The following is an 18,815-nucleotide window of genomic DNA, read 5'->3' as shown; positions in this document are numbered from 1 at the left end:
TCATCGTGAGAACGGTGAGTCCCCCGTATCAGACCGGCCGGTTCGACGCTCGATCTCCTTAACCGCGCACAAGGGGGAAGCCGTGACCGTGAGTGGGCCAGCGGGCGCTGCAGCTGGCGGCGCGACCCCGTGGAGCGTCACCGGTGAGCAGACCGACTTCTTCATCAGCCACGCCGGGCGGGACACCGCCTGGGCGGAGTGGCTGGCCTGGCAGCTGCAGGAAGCCGGCTACCGCGTCGAGCTGGACGTGTGGGACTGGGCGCCGGGTGAGGACTTCGTGACCCGCATGCAGACGGCCCTGGAGTCCGCCGATCGGCTGCTGGCGGTGTGCACCGAGGCCTACTTCTCCAGCACCTTCGGCGGGGTGGAGCTGCGTGCCGCCTTCGCCGGGTCCGCGGCAGCGGCGGGGCGGATCGTGCCGGTGCTGGTCGAGCCGGTCACCCTGCCCCCGCTCTACGCACCGCTGATCTACCTGGACCTGACCGGCCTGAACGAGGCCACGGCGGCGACCCGGCTACGAGACCGACTAACGCGGGTCCGACCGACGAGCGCGCCACCGTTCCCCCGGGCCGGACCGGCGCCGCCGGACAAGCCTGGGTTCGCCGGCGCCCTGCCGCGGGTGTGGCGGGTGCCGGCCCGCAATCCCCGCTTCACCGGCCGGGACGGCATGCTCACCGAGCTGCGGCGGCGGCTGGGTGCCGGTGAGGCCACGCTGGTGGTGCAGGCCCTCTACGGGCTGGGTGGGGTGGGCAAGACCCAGCTGGCGATCGAGTACGCGCACCGCTTCGCCGCCGACTACGACCTGGTGTGGTGGGTCGACGCCGAGCAGCCGGTGCTCATCCCCGAGCAGCTGGCCGCACTGGCCGCCCGGCTTAAGTTTGCTCCGGGGCCCACCGTCGCCGACACCGTCGACCGGCTGCTGGCCGAGCTGCGCGGCCGGGACCGCTGGCTGCTGATCTTCGACAACGCCGAGCTTCCGGCCGACGTCGCCCTCTACCGGCCCGGCGGGGCAGGGCACCTGTTGATCACCTCCCGGTCCCCCGGCTGGGGCGCGCTGGGTGGGCGGCTGGAGGTCGACGTGCTCGCCCGGGCGGAGACGATCGCGCTGCTGCGGGCCCGGATCCCGGGCCTGGATGAGGAGCTGGCCGACAAGCTCGCCGCCGAGCTGGGCGACCTGCCGCTGGCCGCCGCGCAGGCCGCCGGCTATCTGGAGCAGACCGACCTGCCGCCCGCCGACTATCTGCGCCGCTTCCGCGCCCACCGCGCCGGCCTGCTCGCCCGCGGCGAGGTGCCCTGCTATCACGGGCGGATCGACACCACCTGGGGGCTGTCCCTGGAGCGACTCCGCAGTGAGGACCCGGCCGCGGTGGCGCTGCTGGAGCTGGCCGCCTTCCTCGCCCCCGAACCCATTCCGTTGACCCTCTTCATCGGCCACCCGGATCTGCTTGACGAGCCGCTGCGCAGCACCGCCGCCGATCCCGACGCCCTCACCGACACCGTCGGCGCGCTGGTCGGCTACTCCCTGGCCCGCCGCCACCCCGATGGCTTCCAGCTCCACCGGCTGGTGCAGGCGGTCATCCGGCACCAGCTCGAAACCGACCGGCAGCAGCCCACCGAGCAGCGGGTGGTGGCGCTGCTGGCCGCCGCCGCCCCCGGCGATCCGGACGATGCGACCGGCTGGGCCGCCTATGCCCAGCTCGCCCCACACATCCTCGCCACCGCCCCGCTGGGCGACTCCTCTCCCGCCGGCCGGCAACTGGTCCTGAACACCACCCGCTACCTGCAAACCAAAGGAGACAGCCACGCCAGCCGGGCTCTCTCCGAACAGCTGCTCGACCACTGGCGGGCGATCCTCGGCCCCGACCACCCCGACACCCTGGCCGCGGCGAGCAACCTCACCCTTGCCCTCTTCGCGGTAGGCGACGTGGCAGCGGCGCGTAGCGTCGGGGAGGACACGTGGGAGCGCTGCCGCCGGGTGCTCGGCCCGGACCATCCGACTACTTTATGGGCGGCGGCTTCTCTCACGCTCGCCCTGGTTCAGCGGGGGGCGGCCCAGCTGGCCCGCGCCCTGGGCGAGGACACGCTGCAGCGCTGCCGCCGGGTGCTCGGCCCGGACCATGCCACCACCTTGGGGGCGGGGACCGCCCTCACGTTCGCCCTGATTCAGCTGGGTGAGGCGGAGCCGGCCCGCGCCCTGGGCCAGGACACGCTGCAGCGCTGCCGCCGGGTGCTCGGCCCGGACCACGGGATCACCCTGTCGGCGGCGGGCGGCCTCGCTCACGCCCTGGCCCAGCTGGGCGAGGCCGAGCCGGCCCGCGCCCTGGGTCAGGACACGCTGCAGCGCTGCCGCCGGGTGTTCGGCCCGGATCACCCGCCCACCCTGTGGGCGGCGGGCGCCCTGACCTACGCCCTGGCCCAGCTGGGCGAGGCCGAGCCGGCCCGCGCCCTGGCCCAGGACGTCCTGCAGCGTGGGGTGCTCGGCCGGCACCACCTGATCACCCTGTTGGCGGCGGGCGCCCTGACCGGTGCCCTGGCCCAGCTGGGCGAGGCCGAGCCGGCCCGCGCCCTGGGCGAGGACACGCTGCAGCGCTGCCGCCGGGTGTTCGGCCCGGATCACCCGATCAGCCTGTGGGCGGCGGGCGCCCTGACCCTCGCCCTGGTCTCGATGGGGGAAGCGGAGCCGGCTCGCGCCCTGGGAGAGGACACCCTGCGGCGCTGCCGCCGGGTGTTCGGCCCCGACCACCTGATCACCCTGCGGACGGCGACCGCCCTCACCGAGGCCCTGGCCTTGTTGGGCGAGATGCAACCGACCCACGCCCTTCGGGCGGACACCCTGCAGCCCTCCCGCCGGGTGCTCGGCCCGGACCACGCACCACCCTGTTGACGGCGACCGCCCTGACTGTCGCGCTGGTCCGGCTGGGCGAGGCGGAGCCAGCCCGCGCTCGGCGAGGACACCCTGCAGCGCTCCCGCCGACTGCTTTCCCGCCCCCCATCACGCTGTATCTGGCTCAGGTCGCTGTGACCAACGATTCCCTACTCGGAGATGAAGACGCCGCAGACGACCCGACTCCGCCGCGGTGATCCCGTCCCGTGGCGGACTCGGAGTCGTCGTGCGCTCCCTGCTCGCCTCGCCAGACAATGCCGAGCGGAGGCGGGGCTCGTACACGGGTGCCGGTCAGTACGCAGCAACACGCTGACGTGCGTGTGGCCCAGCTCTAGCGTCCGGTGCCGGAGGAGCGGGCGGCGGCACGGGCTCCTCGAGCCGGGCCGCTGACGCCACGGGCGGAGTCCGACCCGCGGCCGGGCGGTGCCGCATGACGGCCCGATGAGTTGGGCACCACCCAACGGTGAAGACCGCTGTCGTCGCCGTCCTCGGCGGCTTGCTGACCCTCGCCGGCATCGCGCTGCTCGTGCTGCCCGGTCCCGGCTTCGTGCTCGTCGCCGCAGGCCTGGCGGTGCTGGCCACGCGCTTCTCCTGGGCGCAGAAGCCGCTGGACTACGCCAAGGACAAGGCGCAGGAGGGCGTCGAGCAGGTCGCCAAGAGCCCGTGGCGCGCCGCCGCGGCGGTGCTGGCCGCCCTGGCGCTGGTCGCGCTCGGCGTGCTCGCCCTGGCCGGCGTGGACCTGCCGTTCGTGAACGCGTTCACCGCCGTCGTGCTCCTCCTCTCCGGGCTCTTCCTCATCGGGACGGTCGTCTTCGCGCGTCGCCAGGAGAAGCTCGAGCAGGCCTGGGCGCATCGCCCGGCGGGCCAGCGGGGCACGGCCGGCGCCTACCGAGCCGCGCCCCGCGGCAACTGAGCACCACGACTCCACCCAGGACGGGGCGACGGCGACCGGACCCGGCCGCCCGCTCCAAGGCGTGCCCGACTCCCGGCACCGCCGGTCGGCCCTGCGGTGCGGTGACGGCCTGGCGGCCCACCGGTAGCCCGTCGGCGCTGAACCCGCTGCGTACCGACGGCGCCGGACGGCCGGTCACCGAAGGCGCGCGCATCAGCGCCTTCAGCCCAGACAAGTCGCCGAACTCCACCCCCCTCACGGGGTGGGGTACGGCAGCCTCACCGAGATCCCACTCGTGTCCTGCGCGGCCAACGCCTCGCCTGTTGGCCCTCGACCGGCCATGCCACGCCGACGTCCCGCTCAAGCTGGCCGATGACCACGGGCAGCCCGAGGCCGGCGACGAGTAGCTGAGCAGGCGGAGGCCGTCGCCGGCCCCGGCCTGCCCCGTCGGGCACGCGCCGGCCGGAGGCAGTGCGCTCAGTTGCCGGCGGCCCGGAACTGCTCCACGACCTCTGCCCTGATGCGCCCGCGGGCGTTGACCTCGATGCCCTGCCCGGCCGCCCACGCGCGCACCGCGGCCGGGTCGTACCCGGAGAAGGTCGGCTTGGGCGCCGGCGCGCTCCGGCGTCCGCCGCCGCTCACCTTCCGCGCAGCCTCAACGTACCGAGAAAGTCCTTCCCGCATTTCCGCTGCGTTCTCATTTGAGAGGTCGATCTCGTACTCGGTCTTGTCCAGGGCGAACTTCACGGTGGTGTCGGCCGGGTCGCCGGTGAGGTCATCGATCAGAACAACCTGAGTCTTGGTAGCCATAGAGCCAAGGAATCAGGAGCGCAGACGGATTGTCAACCGAGCGGAACCCCGCAAGGGTGAGGATGAGCAGACCTCAGTGCTGTTCGTCGCCGAAGCAGATGACCAGCGGTTAGCCTGAAAGGCGACGGCTCATGACTGAGCAAGGCATGGCCGTGCGTTGGACTTCCCACTTCGGCATATCAGGCTCGAGTGGGGCGTGTGGCGTGACGTTGCCATGTGGTGGGCGCCGGCGCCATCCACCTCAGCGCTCCCGGCCGTGGGAAGAGTTCGACCGCAGCAACGACGGCGCCGGCTGTAAGCAAACGTCCACAGGGTCGGCGAACACGGCGCTGGCGGTCGCCGCACGAGGCCAGGGTCTGTGGGGCCCCGCGGGCCGCCGGACCTGCGCCTGGCTGCTGGCGGGCGGGCACCTGCGCATGGTCCTGGCCGGTCGGCTTGACTGTTCCGACCTCTCAGACCTCGTCACCGTCGCCCAGTCGCCGACCGCCCTCTCCAGCGGAGCGTCCGCCGACGTCGACAGGCCAGCGGAACCGGCATCCCGCCGGCTCGATCGACCGCTTTGGCCCTGCCTTTCTTCCGGGGTCGGAGTGGCCGGTCCACGACCTCCTCATCCTCATGCCTCGACACGCGGACAGATCACCGGCGTGCCATGCTCGTTCCCCGGACCATCGACACACTGGAGGCCGACGTGGCCGTACAAGCGGACCTCAACGCCTTCCTGGACAAGGACTGGGAGAACAAGTCCTTGGCCGACATCCTCAAGGCGCCGGTGAGCGCCCTGCAAGGTGTCAGCGAGGGCGATGCGGACTTGCTCAAGCAAGCCTTCAACATCAAGACCGTTGGCGACCTCGGCAAGAACAAGTACTTTCGGGCGGCGCAACTTCTGGCTCAGCTTTCCGAGGCCGGAGCCAAGTAGGGCCCGTCCACCGATTGTGTCGGACATGGGCGATCACCAGCCGTCGTCCTGTCGGACGCGTCCAGAGCCGTTCTCCCGTTCCTCGCGCCGGTGGCCGTCGCGAGGAACGGGAGTCTCACCTCGGGATAGTGCTTACGCGGTCGGCGGCTGGTAGTTCGGCTGCACCTGGCCCGCCGCGTCGACCTCTTCAGGGGTCATGAGGACGACGGTGCGCAGGCTGATGGCGCCACTAGCGTTGACCGTGAGCGCGATGGCGGTCGCCGTTCGGGCGTCGGGGAGCTCGACGATGGTGTAGACGTCGTCGGACCCGAACGCGAAGTCGAAGGTCTCCACGCGACCGCCCAGGTCCGAGACCATCTTCTCGATGACAGCCCGGCGAGCGGTGCCACCGGCTGCCAGGACCCCCTTTGAGCCCTGCGGGGAGTAGCTGCCGACGAAAAGGTAGCGGGGCATGGGTGCCTCCTCTCTCGGCCCCCGTGCGGGCGGCATGGTCCCGCCGGTGGGACCCGGCGACAACGACATCGGCAGCAGCGGGTCAGTCTCCGGCGTGGCGCCGACGGACGGTCAGATTCGGTTCGCCACGCGGCGCCGCGCTATCCACGCCACCGCCCGTGCGCGATGTCCTCTCACCCTCACCGCCCGCCATCTGACCCCCGCGACGTCCCCTGTCGCGGCCGACGTGTGTGGTCATCACTCCGTGGCCGGCCCGGCGGAGGAACCAGCTGCCGCTCTGGCCCGCCGCCGTTCACGAGACCGAACACGGGGCTCGCTGCGCGCCTGACCCGCGGCCGTCCGAGCTTGGGCCAAGAGCCAGGGCATCGAAGTTTCTCCGCGCGGCCGCATCAAGAGCGACGTGGTCGAGCAGTTCCGGGCCGCCGGCAACTGATGGTGGGGCAGGCCGCCTTTGGGTGCTTGCTCACCCTCTGACGCCTTCCCCAGGAGCAGGCGACCCTTCAGGGCGCTGAAGTCGATTACCTGTAGCCCCGTGTCGACGTTAGCTGTCGGCGCGGGGCTTTACGTTCCAGCGGTGCCGATCACCGAACAGCTGAAGCCGGGGCGACTCAACGGCGACCGGGGACCTTCCTCGACCGTGGCGAGCTCGTACTCGACAAACCAGCTTATGGCCGAGGGGATGCGGCAGGCGTCCGCGGCCGAGCGGCAGAACTAGGAGTGGCGCGCCAAGCCCGATGGCATGACGTCGGCGTACGACGTGGTCACCGTGGCCCGCCGATACACCCTCGACGGTGTCGCCACGCAGATCACGACCCCGATGCTGATCACCGATCCCGACGGTGAGCAGTTCTGGCCGGGCCAGTCCCGGCGGCTCTACGACGCGCTGCCCGGACCCAGGCAGTTGGTCCGCTTCACCGCCGCCGAGGGCGCCGACCGGCACTGCGAGCCGATGGCCCGCTCCCTGCTCGAGCAGCGCATCCTCGATTGGCTCGACGAGACCCTCACCCGATAACGTGGGCCGCGGATCGTGCAGATGCCCGCTGTCGATACTCGAAGCACCCGTCGGTGCCTCCCACGTAAGCAGGTCTCGTTCGCCTGACCCTCGCGGACTCCTGAGCAACTGCCTCCGGCGCCGTCCTGGCCGTCTTCCTGTTCTGCCGGCTGGTTCGCCGCCGAGGCGGTCGGTGGCGCACGGCCAACGCCGTGCTCGTCAGTGGTGCTCCGGGCGTGACCACAGCGGTGGAGGAACGCGCTCAGCGAGGGTGCTCACTGAAGTTGGCGTAGAGGTCGTGCTCGGTAAACTCCCGGCCCAACTGGCGGCGGAAGAACGCGTTGGTCGAGTAGCGGGTAGAGGAGAGGAAGAAGCGCTCCTCGTTGTTCCTGACCATGGCGAAGAAGGGATCCGCCGCGTCAGGGCCGAGGTCGAAGTTGTCGTAGTTGACGACGACGTGCACCCGCCGGTCGAGCGCGGAGAACCGGCGGTCGAGCTCCCGGGCCAGGTCGTCGGCGTCCTGCGCCGTCACCAGCCGCAGCCCCTCGAAGTTGACGTAGACGGTGTCGGTGGCCGCGTCGAACCGGAAACGCTCCTCCATGTCGACGGGAGGTCGGTCGCGCAGCCCCATCGGCCGGTCGCGGAAGATCGCCGCGTCCATCGCGCACAGGTCGTCGCCGATGACGGGAGCGACGTCCATGTGGGCCAGCACGTCCCGCTCTACGTCGACGCCCGGGGCGACCTCGACCAGTTCGAGGCCACGCTCGGTCAGCCGCAGGACGCACCGCTCCGTGATGTAGTACACGCACTGCCCGCGCTCCGCAGCCAGGCGCCCGTTGAAGGTCACCTGCCCGACTCGGTCGCGGAACTTCGCGACCGCGCCGGTGTCGTCGACGACCAGCGCGCCGTCGCGCACCCCCACCCGCGAGCGGGCGGTGAACGTGCCGAGAAAGAAGACCGCCTTGGCGTTCTGGCTGATGTTGATGAAGCCGCCCGCACCGGCGACCCTGCGACCGAACCGGCTGACGTTGACGTTCCCCTCCGCATCGGCCTCGGCCATGCCCAGGAACGCCTGGTCCAGCCCGCCGCCGTCGTAGAAGTCGAACTGGTACGGCTGGTCGATGATCGCCTGCGGGTTGGCGACGGCGCCGAAGCTCAGCCCGCCGGCCGGGATGCCACCGACACCGCCGGGCTCGACGGTCAGCGTGATCAGGTCGAGGATCCGCTCCTCGGCAGCCACTGCCGCCACCCCCTCGGGGATGCCGATCCCGAGGTTCACTACCGCGTTCGTCGACAGGAACATCGCGGCGCGACGGGCGATCACCTTGCGCACGTCGAGGGGCATCGGGGCCAGCCCGGTGCTGGGCGCGGTGATCTCCCCCGTGTAGGCGGGGTTGTAGGCCTCGGCGAAGGTCTGACCGTGGTGGGCGGGCTGCGCGACCACGACCGCGTCGACCAGGATCCCGGGGACCTTCACCTCGCGCGGGCTCAGCGTCCGGTGCTCGGTGACCCGCTCAACCTGCACGATCACCACGCCGCCGGAGTTCTTGGCCGCCTGCGCCATCGACAGCACCTCGAGGGTGAGCGCCTCGCGCTCCATCGTGATGTTGCCCTCGGGGTCGGCCGTCGTCCCGCGCAGCAGGGCGACGTGCACCGGCTGCGCGGGGAAGAACAGGTGCTCCTCCCCGCGCAGCGTCACCAGCTCGACTAGTTCCTCCGTCGTGCACTCGTTCATCCGGCCGCCCCCGTGGCGCGGATCGACGAACGTGCCGAGCCCGACCTTGGTCACCACACCCGGGCGCCCACCGGCGGTCTCCCGGAACAGGTGGCTGATCACCCCCTGCGGCCAGCAGTACGCCTCGATGCGGTCGTCGAGGGCGAGCACGCCGAGGCTCGGCACGAGCCCCCAGTGTCCACCGATGACCCGGCGCACCATGCCGTCGGCACCGAAGTGGTTCAGCCCGCGCGTGCCGCCGTCGCCCTGGCCCGCCGCGTAGACCAGGGTGAGGTCCCGCGGCGAGCCGGTGGCCTCGAACCGCCGTTCCAGCGCGAGCGCCAGTTCCTCGGCGAACCCGACGCCGACGAATCCGCCGGTGGCGACGGTGTCGCCGTCGAGGACGATCTGCGCCGCGGCGTCGGCCGAGATGACCTTGTTGCGGTGCACCGGACGGCGGGTCTCAGAGCCGGCCGGCGCCGACCGACGCCCGATCGGCGGCGGGGTCCCGCGTCAGGTCGCTGCGCGCGGTCTCCCGGCTGAGCACGACGGCGATCACCGTGAGCACCGCGGCACCGGCGAGGTACATCGAGATCGGCAGGGAACTGCCATACTCGATCAACAACGCCGTGGCGATGATCGGCGCCAGGCTGCCCGCCACGATCGAGGACACCTGACCGGCCACCGACAGGCCGCTGTAGCGCACCTGGGTGGAGAACAGCTCGGAGAAGAACGACGCCTGCGGCCCGTACATCGCTCCGTGGAAGATCAGGCCGATCGTGCCGGCGAGCGCCAGGAGCAGGAACGACTGCGAGTCGTACAGGGCGAAGAAGACGAAGCCCCACACCCCGACGCCCACGGCCCCGACCAGATAGACCGGCCGGCGGCCGAAACGGTCGGACAACGCCCCCATGGTGGGGATGGCTCCGAAGTGGACCGCGGAGGCGATGAGCGCCGCGTTCAGTGCCGTGCCCTGCGAGACGCCCGCCTCACCGGTGGCGTAGGCCAGCGCGAACGCGGTGAAGATGTAGTAGCCGATGTTCTCGGCCAGGCGGGCGCCGATGGCCAGGATGATCTCCCGCGGGTACTCCTTGAGCACCTGGACGACGGGCAGCTTGGGTGCCTCCTCCGCCTTGGCGGACTGCTCCCGGGCGGCGCGGAAGACCGGCGACTCCTCGATCGAGACCCGGATCCAGAGACCCACGCCCACCAGCACCGCGCTGAGCAGGAACGGGATGCGCCAGCCCCAGGACTCGAACTGCTGGTCAGTGGTCACCGCCGAGACGAGCGCGAGGACGGCGACGGCAAGGAGGTTGCCCGCCGGCGCGCCGGCCTGCGGCCAGGAGGCCCAGTACCCGCGTCGCTCCGGCGTGCCGTACTCGGCGGCCATCAGCACCGCGCCGCCCCATTCGCCTCCGAGGGCGAAGCCCTGCACCAGCCGGAGGACGATCAGCAGGATCGGTGCCCAGATGCCGATCGTGGCGTAGGTCGGTAGCAGGCCGATCAGGAACGTCGCGCCGCCCATCAGCATGAGCGTGATGACCAGCATCTGCTTGCGGCCGATCTTGTCGCCGAAGTGCCCGAAGATCACCCCACCGATCGGGCGGGCCGCGAAGCCCACGGCGTACGTGGCGAACGCGAGCAGCGTGCCGACGAGCGGATCGAAATCGGGGAAGAACAACTTGTTGAAGACCAGCGCGGCGGCCGAGCCGTAGAGGAAAAAGTCGTACCACTCCACGGTCGTCCCGACGAGGCTGGCGCCGACGACCTTGACGATGGACGTGCGGGATGCCGGCGGGACAGCTGCTTCCTGGTGAGACCTGGACAAGGCTCATCCCCTCTGCGTGTGCAGGATCTGTCGAGGTTCCCGATGTCTCCGGCCGAGGGGCGGGAGCCCCCGGGGATCGAGGCGGCCGCCCGCTTCCGAGTGGCCGGCTCGGCGTTCGGGACCGGTGCAGCGGCTCGAGAGGCGACCGGGCGACGGGCCGGAGGTCCTGCGCAGGACACAGGGCACGGCCCCCGCGAACGCCGTTGTGGAGGTGGCTGTCGGCGGTACGCGGCTCGGCGCCGCACTGGAACGGGCAGGGCGCACGGACGACTGTGCAGATCCACGGTCACCCCCTTGCTGCCCGAGCTCCGGCGACAGCATCCCCGGGTTGCGGCACATCGGCGAATTATGGGCGTTCTCGATCCGGTGACCGGCGACGGCCATGGGAAGAGAAGCGCCAGCGAGAGGTGGCCCACCTCAGGGGGGCGCTGCGGGAGGGACACCGTCCGCGATCCCACACGGCCCCGGGAACGACTCAGACCGCCCTCCCTGCCGAAGGACGCTCGGAGTGGAGCTGAGGGGACTCGAACCCCCTCCACACTGCCAGGGCGGCTGGTGGAGGTCCGTGGACGTCCGCCGGTGTCCATCACTGCAGGTCAACGCCACGTACGGTCGTCGACGAATCCCTGCGGACCACTGTGAACAGCAGGGTTTGGCCACCGCCGTGGCACCACGCAGAGACCGCCTGACCGGGCCCCTGGCGAGAACAAAAGTGGGAACACCGTCTTCGCCGAGGGACGTTCCCCGGTGCACAGTGGACTTGAGTCCCGCCCCCTCTGGCGATGTTCCCAGTGGCTCGAGCCGGCTGTTCACGGACAGGCCGCATCGTCGACCCGCGCCAGACTGACACGACCGAGGAGACGCCATGAACCACCTGCGCCGACTGCAGGCTGAGCAGCCGGTCCTCTTCTGGGTCCTGGTGGCGCTGGGCCTCTTCCTCGGCTTCCAGCTCGTGCTCTCTGTCGTGGGCCTGCTGCTCGGACCGTTCGGGCTGCCGTCGTGGGTGCCCATCGTGGTCGTCGTGGGCGGCCTCGTCCTCATCGCCCGGGGCCAGCAGAGATCCCGGTGAACACGCCTGCCGCCCCCCGCTCCTGACCCAGGGCTTCCTCACGACCTGCTGTGTCCGGGCCAGCCCGGCCAGGGCGCTCGCGGTCCCCTGCAATCGACTGGCCACCGATCGGGGAGGCCCTGCTTGCCGCAGCCTCACCATTACATGCTGCGAGGAGCGGGATGTGGACAGGAGAGGTCTCGACTGCCGGGCCCGGAGCGGTCGAGACACGCCCGAAGACCTAGCCGTCGGCCGCGGGTTCACGACCACGTTCAACTGCCCAGGTCGGGCGGCATACGGAGCGACGTCGGACGAAGGCAAACCGTCCCGAGTCAGGGGGGATGGTGGTCAACGAGCCGGTACTCGACCTGTGGGAAGAGGCTTCCGTGGCCCTGTCCAGGTCGGAGTGCGATCAGCGGCTCGACCGGCGCCCACAGCCCGTCGCTGATCAGCCGGGGCGGCGGGGAGGGCGCCGGTGAAGACATGCGCGGCACCCCGCGGCCGACGGTCAGGACGGAGCAGAGCCCGACGACCTTCTGCAACGTCTCCCTCCTGAGGGCGCCGGTCAGGCAGTCGAGGCCAACGTGCGCCCGATGCCTCGGGCGGCGGCCCGGACTCCGGGGATGTAGGGGCGGACAGCCGACGGCGAACTGCCGCGGACCACGATGGACAGCGCGGCGACGACACTCCCGCGGACCTCGACCGGCGCGGCCACCGAGACCGCGTCGCCGGTCACCTGCCGGTCGCTGATGGCCACCCCGCTGCGGCGGACCTCGGCGAGGACGCGGCGCAGCTGCCCCGCATCGGTGATCGTGTGCCGCGTGTACCTCACGAGGGGGTGGGCGAGGACCTCCTCCTGGACCTCGACCGGGGCATGAGCCAGCAGCACCAGGCCCACCCCGGTCGGCGGCAGGGTGAAGCGCCCGCCGACGCGGGTGAGCACGCCGACGGCCGACCGCCCGGCGATCCGCTCGACGAAGACGAGGTCGGTGCCGTCGCGCACGGCCAGCTGCACGTTTTCATGGGTGACCTCGTAGAGGTCCTCCATGAAGGGCAGCGCCGCCTCGCGGAGCCCGAGACCGCGGGGGGCCAGCGCGCCGAGCTCCCACACCCGCAGGCCAACCCGGTAGCGGCCGTCCTCGTCCCGTTCGACTCCGCCCCACGCGCACAGCTCGGCCACGAGACGATGCGCGGTCGACAGCGGCACGCCGACGTCCCGGGCGATCTCCGACAGCGTGAGCGCCGGCCGCTCGCGGGTGAAGGCGTCGAGGACGGCGAGCAGCTTGCCGCCCGCCGTCCGCCGGGCCGCCAGCGGCCCGGCACGGAGATCGCTGGTCACGGGACGTCGATGGTGACGACCCCCGGCCGCCCGTCGGTGCCGGAGAGCCCGCCGGTCCGGGCGCTGACGACGCGGGAGACGCAGCACTGCAACCGGTCGCCCGCCCGGTGCTGCTCGTCGCTGAGGAAGACGTCACGGTGGTCGATGACGCCCTCGACGTCGATGACCTTGACCTCGCAGAGGCCGCACTCGCCGCGGCGGCAGTCGAACATCATGTCCGCTCCGCAGGCCTCCAGCGCCTCGAGCATGGACACGTCGTGCGCCACCAGTGTCTCCAGGCCCAGCCGCGGGATCCGCACGGTGAACGCCTCGGGAGCGAACCGGCCGCTGCTGCCGAACGTCTCGAAGCGCAGGTCCGCCGGTCGCCGTCCGGCCTGGGCCCAGGCGGCCTTGATCGCGTCGAGCATGGGCGTGGGACCGCAGACGTACAGCTCCCCGCCGTCCGGCACGCCGGCGACGAGGTCGGGGACGTCGAGGGATCTCCCCTCGTCGTCGATCCGCAGGTCGAGGCGGTCACCGTGCTCGGGGACCAGCTCGTCGAGGAAGGCCATGAGGTCTCGCGACCGCGCGCCGTAGACGAAGCGGTAGTCCGCGCCGCGGGCCTTGAGCGCCTTGCCCATGCCCACCAGGGCCGTGATGCCGATGCCCCCGGCAGCCAGGACGTATCCGGGCTTGCCGTAGTTGAGCGGGAAGTTCTGCAGCGGCTGGGTGATCGACACCTCCTGTCCCCGCCGCAGGTTGTGCATGTAGGCCGAGCCACCCCGGCTCTGCCGGGCCAACTGCACACCGAGGACCAGCTCGGTGCCGTAGCCGCTCATGCCCACGACGGAGTACGAGCGGACGTCGGCGCGACCGTTGACGTAGACCCCGATGTCGATGTGGCTGCCGGGGGGCGCGGGCGCCTCGAGCCGCTCGGGCTCCAGGACGATTCGCCGGACGTGCTCCGCGACCTCGCGGACGTCGATCACCCGCGCCCTCCGCCACCGCTTGGCGCTCGTGGCTGCCATGTCGACGCTCCCGCTACAGCCCGCGACCCATCAGGCCGGCCGTCGGCTGCTCCCGGTGCCGGGCCACCCCGCCGGCCACCTCCGCTGCCTGGCCGGTTCCGCCGTCGCCCGGCGGCTCGGCGTTGGCCGCGGCGGTGACCTCGGCCATCGTGGCGGCGGCGTGCCCCGCCTCGTCGCTCACCGCACCGATGTCCGAACCGAGCTCGGCGTCGATCATGCGCTGCACGATCCGGCGGGTCCACATGCTGCCCGCGTCGATGTTGAGGTTGTAGAAGTCGTAGTCGGGGTTGGCCTCGATCCCCCGCTGCTGGGCCTCGAGCATCAACTCGTCCTCGAAGAAGACGTTGGACACGCCCTCGCGCAGCCGGGTGGTGATCACCTGCTTGTCCAGGCACCAGTCGCGGGCGAACGCCCACAGGTAGTGGCAGGTGTTGTCGGTCTCCGGTGTCATGGTGTTGATCACCGTTCCGGTGACCCCCTGACTGCGGTCGCCCTCAGGTGCACCGGTACCGGCCTTGGCCACGCCCACGTCGATCGCGATGGTCGACGGCGCCGTGTAGTGGATGATCTGCCAGCGGTCGACCGGCCCCTCGTAGCCGGGGAAGCGGTCCTGCAGGTTGCGCTTCCAGAACGGCGGCGGGTCGATCCCCAACATCCACTTGGTCACCGTCACCGTCCGCTCGGTGTGGGTCACGGTGAACTCCGACTCCGACAGCGCGTCGTGGCCGATGCTCGACCCGTGCACGAACTGCTCGTGGGTGAGGTCCATCAGATTGTCGACGATCAACTGGTAGCTGCAGTTGACGCGGATCGTCTTGCCGTCGCCGGCCCAGTCGGGGTGCTCGTTCCAGTACAGGTCGGGCACCAGCGCCGGGTCGGCCAGCGCCGGGTCGCCCGGCCAGATCCACACGTAGCGGTGCCGCTCCACCACCGGATAGGAGTGCACCGTGGCGCTGGGGTTGATCGTCTCCTGCGCCGGCATGAACGTAGCCCGGCCGTCGGGGTCGTAGCAGATGCCGTGATAGCCGCACATGATCTCGTCGTCGCCGCGCAGCTTGCCCATCGACAGGGGCGCCAGCCGGTGCCAGCAGGCGTCGGCCAGCGCGACCGGACGACCGCCTGTGGTCCGGTACAGGACGACCGGCCGGTTGGCGACCGTCTTGGGCAGCAGGTTGCGCCCGACCTCGTGGTCCCACGCCGCCGCGTACCAGGCGTTGAGCGGGAACGAGCGGAACGCGGCGTGCCCGGTTGGGCGGCCGATGGAGGCGGGAGAGGTCGAACCGGTCATGTCGGGGTCCCTTCAGAGGTCTCGGAGGGGGCGGGAGACGATCAGGCGGGGATGGGGTCCTCGTGGCGGGCCGGTGACTCCCGGACCAGCGCGTAGAGGAAGAAGGAGACGATCATGATCCCGGCGGCGACGTAGACCCCGGGAGCCCAGCTGCCGGTCGCGTCGCGCAGGATGCCGCTGACCACTGGGCTCAGCACGGCGCCGATCTCGGAGACGAGGTTGAGCATGCCGAAGGCCGAGCCACGCTCGCTGGGGGGCACCAGGTCGCCGGTCATGCCCTGCACGATCGGCTGCAGCGCGTTGAAGAAGACGCCGGAGCTGAACAGCAGCAGTCCGAGCAGCGCCAGCGAGGGCAGCTGGTCGCCCTCCCCGCCGGAGATGCTCCAGCCGAAGATCAGCACGAGCACCGAGTAGACAGCGGTGCACACCAGCGCGAGGGGCTTTCGGCCGCGGCCGCGGCGGATGGCGCGATCGGCGAGCCAGCCGCCGACGGGGAACCCCAGGATGCCGGCGCCGGCGTTGAAGGCCGCGGTGAGCGCGGCGGCCAGCAGGCTGCTCTGCGCCGCCTCGCGGACGATCTGCACCGACCAGAAGCTGAAGAACCACAGATTCCACAGGATCGCGATGTAGGCCAGGTAGATCAGCCACATGTTGCGGTTGAGCAGGGCGGCGCCGCGGCCGGACCGCTGCACGCTGCGCACGATGATCCCGATGTAGACCAGCGCGATGACCGACGCGATGGTCGCGGTCAGCCACTCGGGCCACTCGAGGGTCTCGGCCAGCAGGAAGAGCGCGACGATGATGACGAAGGTCGGCGCCGAGAAGAGGATCAGCCGCAGGAACGGAGGACCCAGCCGCAGCGCGCCCCCGAGCCTGGACCGGAAGAACGTGAACGCCACAGCGGCGACGACGAAGGTGAAGGCGGCGAAGACGAAGAAGGGCATCCGCCAGGCCCCGTCGCCCATGCCCAGGGACGCGCCCCACCCGATGAGGATCGGCGTGAGGATGATGCCCACGGTCAGGCCGATGGACAGGCCGGTGATCACGATGCCGAGGCCGAGCGTGCGCCGGGCCGCCGGCGTGTGCGTGATGATCAGGGTCCGGTCGTTCGAGTAGAAGACGCCCTCGCCCAAGCCGGTCAGCACGCGGGCCGCGACAAAGGCGACCAGTCCCGCCACGAGGCCGGAGACGACGGTCAGGACGCCGGCCGCCAGCAGGGAGACGATGATCATCTCGCGGTGCCCGAACCGATCGCCGAGCCGCCCGCCCGGGTACTGGGTGAGCATGTAGCCCAGGAAGAACATCGAGCCGACCAGACCGCCGAGCGTCGCCGGGTTGGACGCGTCCCCGATGAAGCCGGACTCGTTCTGGATCATCCACGCGATGACCGGGCCGGTGACCGTCCGGTCCGCGTAGCTGACCACCCATCCGAGCAACAGCACCGCCCACAGGGCCCGGTAGGGCACGACGGGCCTGTCGTCGCGGCCGGCGTCCAGGAGCTGCTCCTCCCGGGCGGTGTCGCTCTCGGAACTCCCTGACGCCATGCCTCGCTCCTCCGTGAGGGGCCTCGCCGACGATCGGCGATGTCCGAGGGAAGAGTGACGGAGGTCACGGCTCAGGGTGTACGCCCCTTCCACGTGACGGAAGACAGATCCGCCGAATCTCCGCGTTGACCGCATCGGTGCTGATCACGACACCCAAGGACCGCCGGCAGACATCGCTGACCGGCCTGGACGGCGCCACATGGTGGTCAGTGCAGGTGGCTGCGACGACGTGCGCGGACAGATGTCCATGGGCTTGCACCGAGCCGTTCCGCACCGGGGCCGGGTACACCGATGGCTCGGTCGACCACTATTCGCGGGGACCGCGACGGCCTGCCGCCGGTCGAGGCGCAGCTCCGGCGTCTGGGCACGACGCGAAGTCCTCCGTCCCCTCGACCAAGGGGCGGCCGGCATGGTCACCACCCCGCGGAAGCATGGCGTCCCGGCTCCTGGGTCCCGAGTTCCGGGCTCGCGCGGACGGCGGCGCCGGCTCACCCGGATCACGGAACCGGGCCACGAACTCCTCAACCGGTTCCGGGACGAGGTGACCCACCCAGTTCGAGCACGGTCGCCCTGCTGACCCCGGCACAGGCCGAAGGAGCCTGCGCTACGTCCGCGCTCTGCCAGGCAGCCCTGGACAGCCCACCGCCCCACCGAAGGCACACGGGCGGGTCGCCGTCCGTACGGACCTCTGGACCAGACCGGGACCCGCCGGTCCGGGGCGCGTGGCACCCCGGACCGGCCGGGTCGCCGGCGGTCAGCGGTCCCGGTCGCGCCCCGGCTCCCCGAGCCCGCCGACGAGCCGCGACGGGTCGAACCGGGTGAACCGGGCGGTGGTCCCGAGCTCGAGTGCGTCGGCTGCGGCGTTCAGCCGAGCCGGGTCGGCCAGGTCGTCCCAGCGACCGGTGTCGAGCCGCTGCTCGAGGGCCTGCAGCGCCGCTACGTGCTCCGCGGGCTGGAACTCGCAGTGGCCGGCCCCCTCCACGTAGGCCTGGCGCAGCAAACCTGCCTCACCCTCGCTGAACACCTGCTCGGCGTACCAGTCCTCCTGCTCCACCGGGACGAGTTCGTCGGCAATGGTGTGGATCGCCAGCTCCGGGATCTCCAGCTCCCCGGTCACCATCGACGAGCGGGTCAGGTCGGCCACGGCCTCGGGGTCGGCCTCGACGTCCGCGTCGCGGGTCAGCGTGGCCAGGTCGGCGTCCAGGTCGAGCCCGGCCTCGCGGTACAGCGCCCGCACCTGGTCGGCGTGGGGACTGCTGTCCAACAGCGTGCGGTAGTCCACGCCGGCGTTATAGGCGCTGTTGCCCCCTGCTACGAGCTCGATCTGCTGCCGGCCGGTCACGTACCGCTCGAGGCCGCCGTCGACCAGTGCCTCGAACTGCTGCAAGGACGCGCCACACCTCACCGCGGAACAGGCGCAGGCCCTCCTCGAAGCGATCAAGGGTGACCGGCTGGAGACCCTGTTCCGGGTCATGCTCGCCACCGGGCTCCGCCGCGGCGAGGCGCTGGGGCTGCACTGGTCCGACGTCGACCTCGACGCCGGGCTGCTGAGGGTCCGGGACCCTCTCCCGAACCTCCCAGGGGCTGCAGCTCGACGAGCCCAAGACCGACAAGTCCCGCCGGACCGTGCCACTCCCCCGCTCGGCGATCGAGACGCTCCGGCCCACCGGACCCGGCAGCTGGAGAAGCAGCAAGCGGCCGCCGGGGCCTGGCAGGAGCACGGGCTGGTCTTCCCCACCGAGATCGGGACACCGCTGGAGCCCCGCAACGTGCTGCGGCGCTTCGAGGTCCTCGCGCAGCGCGCCGGCCTGCGCGGCGTCACCCTGCGCACCCTGCGGCACTCCGCCGCCAGCCTCCTGCTGGCCGCCGGAACCCACACCAAGGTCGTCCAGGAGCACCTGGGCCACTCGTCGTACGCCATCACGGCGGACATCTACAGCCACGTCGGTCCGGCGCAGCAGCGCGAGGCGGCCGACCGGCTCGACCAGGCGCTCCGCTGGTGACCGTTGCTGTACGTCGGCCGCGCTACTGTACGCGTTGCTGTAGTGATGCGAGAGGCGGGCCGGCCCTCACGGCCGACCCGCCTCTGACCTGCGGTTTC

15 protein-coding genes and 2 pseudogenes are annotated in these 18,815 nt (G+C 71.3%); 7 read left to right on the top strand and 10 right to left on the bottom strand.

Annotated elements, in window-relative coordinates; all coding sequences use genetic code 11:
- The first annotated feature begins 82 nt into the window (after positions 1-82).
- Together fxsT and ACU610_RS05680 are read left to right on the top strand one after the other, a co-directional pair.
- Entirely contained in the window at positions 83-2,884 is a 2,802-nt protein-coding gene (fxsT, locus tag ACU610_RS05685; protein WP_446766741.1) for an FxSxx-COOH system tetratricopeptide repeat protein, read from the top strand.
- A 463-nt stretch (positions 2,885-3,347) separates the two neighbouring features.
- The gene (locus ACU610_RS05680) at positions 3,348-3,797 is read left to right on the top strand and encodes a PGPGW domain-containing protein (protein ID WP_446766740.1); all 450 of its coding nucleotides are present in this window, start codon (positions 3,348-3,350) and stop codon (positions 3,795-3,797) included.
- 456 nt (positions 3,798-4,253) lie between these two features.
- Here ACU610_RS05680 and ACU610_RS05675 read toward each other — a convergent pair whose 3' ends face one another.
- Complete coding sequence (locus ACU610_RS05675; RefSeq protein WP_446766739.1) at positions 4,254-4,586, bottom strand: histone-like nucleoid-structuring protein Lsr2; 333 nt, start codon at positions 4,584-4,586, stop codon at positions 4,254-4,256.
- A gap of 649 nt (positions 4,587-5,235) precedes the next feature.
- On the opposite strand from ACU610_RS05675, the gene ACU610_RS05670 reads away from it, so the two are divergent.
- Positions 5,236-5,502 carry a hypothetical protein gene (locus ACU610_RS05670; protein ID WP_446766738.1) on the top strand — a complete coding sequence of 89 codons (267 nt, stop codon included), beginning with the start codon at positions 5,236-5,238 and terminating at the stop codon, positions 5,500-5,502.
- Positions 5,503-5,634: 132 nt separating this feature from the next.
- On the opposite strand, the gene ACU610_RS05665 is transcribed toward ACU610_RS05670, so the two are convergent.
- A complete protein-coding gene (locus ACU610_RS05665) occupies positions 5,635-5,955 on the bottom strand; it encodes a GYD domain-containing protein (RefSeq protein WP_446766737.1) in 321 nt (106 codons plus the stop codon).
- A 340-nt stretch (positions 5,956-6,295) separates the two neighbouring features.
- Here ACU610_RS05665 and ACU610_RS05660 point away from each other — a divergent pair.
- Together ACU610_RS05660 and ACU610_RS05655 are read left to right on the top strand one after the other, a co-directional pair.
- Positions 6,296-6,388 (top strand): annotated as a pseudogene (locus tag ACU610_RS05660) (Lsr2 family DNA-binding protein); the annotation flags it as partial.
- Between the two features lie 306 nt (positions 6,389-6,694).
- Positions 6,695-6,967, top strand: coding sequence for a hypothetical protein (locus tag ACU610_RS05655; protein WP_446766736.1), 273 nt, complete (start codon positions 6,695-6,697; stop codon positions 6,965-6,967).
- Positions 6,968-7,208: 241 nt separating this feature from the next.
- On the opposite strand, the gene ACU610_RS05650 is transcribed toward ACU610_RS05655, so the two are convergent.
- Together ACU610_RS05650 and ACU610_RS05645 are read right to left on the bottom strand one after the other, a co-directional pair.
- Complete coding sequence (locus ACU610_RS05650; protein ID WP_446766735.1) at positions 7,209-9,110, bottom strand: acyl CoA:acetate/3-ketoacid CoA transferase; 1,902 nt, start codon at positions 9,108-9,110, stop codon at positions 7,209-7,211.
- 13 nt (positions 9,111-9,123) lie between these two features.
- Positions 9,124-10,488 carry an MFS transporter gene (locus ACU610_RS05645; RefSeq protein WP_446766734.1) on the bottom strand — a complete coding sequence of 455 codons (1,365 nt, stop codon included), beginning with the start codon at positions 10,486-10,488 and terminating at the stop codon, positions 9,124-9,126.
- Between the two features lie 865 nt (positions 10,489-11,353).
- On the opposite strand from ACU610_RS05645, the gene ACU610_RS05640 reads away from it, so the two are divergent.
- Positions 11,354-11,557 (top strand): hypothetical protein, encoded by a 204-nt coding sequence (locus ACU610_RS05640; RefSeq protein ID WP_446766733.1) that lies wholly within the window; start codon positions 11,354-11,356, stop codon positions 11,555-11,557.
- Between the two features lie 362 nt (positions 11,558-11,919).
- Here the strand turns inward: ACU610_RS05640 and ACU610_RS05635 are convergent.
- From ACU610_RS05635 to ACU610_RS05610, 6 genes and pseudogenes are all read right to left on the bottom strand, one after another.
- Positions 11,920-12,021, bottom strand: a pseudogene (locus ACU610_RS05635) (IS5/IS1182 family transposase); the annotation flags it as partial.
- Between the two features lie 80 nt (positions 12,022-12,101).
- Positions 12,102-12,875, bottom strand: a complete 774-nt coding sequence (locus tag ACU610_RS05630) for an IclR family transcriptional regulator (protein WP_446766732.1) — start codon at positions 12,873-12,875, stop codon at positions 12,102-12,104.
- Entirely contained in the window at positions 12,872-13,882 is a 1,011-nt protein-coding gene (locus ACU610_RS05625; RefSeq protein ID WP_446766731.1) for a PDR/VanB family oxidoreductase, read from the bottom strand. Before ACU610_RS05625 ends, ACU610_RS05630 begins: the two co-directional genes overlap by 4 nt.
- A gap of 13 nt (positions 13,883-13,895) precedes the next feature.
- Complete coding sequence (locus tag ACU610_RS05620) at positions 13,896-15,170, bottom strand: aromatic ring-hydroxylating dioxygenase subunit alpha (RefSeq protein WP_446766730.1); 1,275 nt, start codon at positions 15,168-15,170, stop codon at positions 13,896-13,898.
- A gap of 41 nt (positions 15,171-15,211) precedes the next feature.
- Positions 15,212-16,714, bottom strand: coding sequence for an MFS transporter (locus tag ACU610_RS05615; RefSeq protein ID WP_446766729.1), 1,503 nt, complete (start codon positions 16,712-16,714; stop codon positions 15,212-15,214).
- A 754-nt stretch (positions 16,715-17,468) separates the two neighbouring features.
- A complete protein-coding gene (locus ACU610_RS05610) occupies positions 17,469-18,101 on the bottom strand; it encodes a hypothetical protein (RefSeq protein WP_446770767.1) in 633 nt (210 codons plus the stop codon).
- On the opposite strand from ACU610_RS05610, the gene ACU610_RS05605 reads away from it, so the two are divergent.
- On the top strand, positions 18,016-18,717 hold the full coding sequence (locus ACU610_RS05605) for a tyrosine-type recombinase/integrase (RefSeq protein ID WP_446766728.1): 702 nt from the start codon (positions 18,016-18,018) through the stop codon (positions 18,715-18,717). The two genes, ACU610_RS05610 and ACU610_RS05605, sit on opposite strands and share 86 nt — an antisense overlap.
- Positions 18,718-18,815: the final 98 nt, after the last annotated feature.

The sequence above is a fragment of the Geodermatophilus sp. URMC 61 genome (genome assembly GCF_052931555.1).
This window is presented reverse-complemented; position numbering and strand designations above follow the sequence as displayed.

What these genes read in the sequence shown, in the direction of transcription:
- ACU610_RS05640 (WP_446766733.1), top strand. Translation starts at nt 11,354, where the DNA reads ATGAACCACCTGCGCCGACTGCAGGCTGAGCAGCCGGTCCTCTTCTGG.
- ACU610_RS05655 (WP_446766736.1), top strand. Translation starts at nt 6,695, where the DNA reads ATGACGTCGGCGTACGACGTGGTCACCGTGGCCCGCCGATACACCCTC.
- ACU610_RS05670 (WP_446766738.1), top strand. Translation starts at nt 5,236, where the DNA reads ATGCTCGTTCCCCGGACCATCGACACACTGGAGGCCGACGTGGCCGTA.
- ACU610_RS05615 (WP_446766729.1), bottom strand. Translation starts at nt 16,714, where the DNA reads ATGGCGTCAGGGAGTTCCGAGAGCGACACCGCCCGGGAGGAGCAGCTC.
- ACU610_RS05625 (WP_446766731.1), bottom strand. Translation starts at nt 13,882, where the DNA reads ATGGCAGCCACGAGCGCCAAGCGGTGGCGGAGGGCGCGGGTGATCGAC.
- ACU610_RS05620 (WP_446766730.1), bottom strand. Translation starts at nt 15,170, where the DNA reads ATGACCGGTTCGACCTCTCCCGCCTCCATCGGCCGCCCAACCGGGCAC.
- ACU610_RS05665 (WP_446766737.1), bottom strand. Translation starts at nt 5,955, where the DNA reads ATGCCCCGCTACCTTTTCGTCGGCAGCTACTCCCCGCAGGGCTCAAAG.
- ACU610_RS05675 (WP_446766739.1), bottom strand. Translation starts at nt 4,586, where the DNA reads ATGGCTACCAAGACTCAGGTTGTTCTGATCGATGACCTCACCGGCGAC.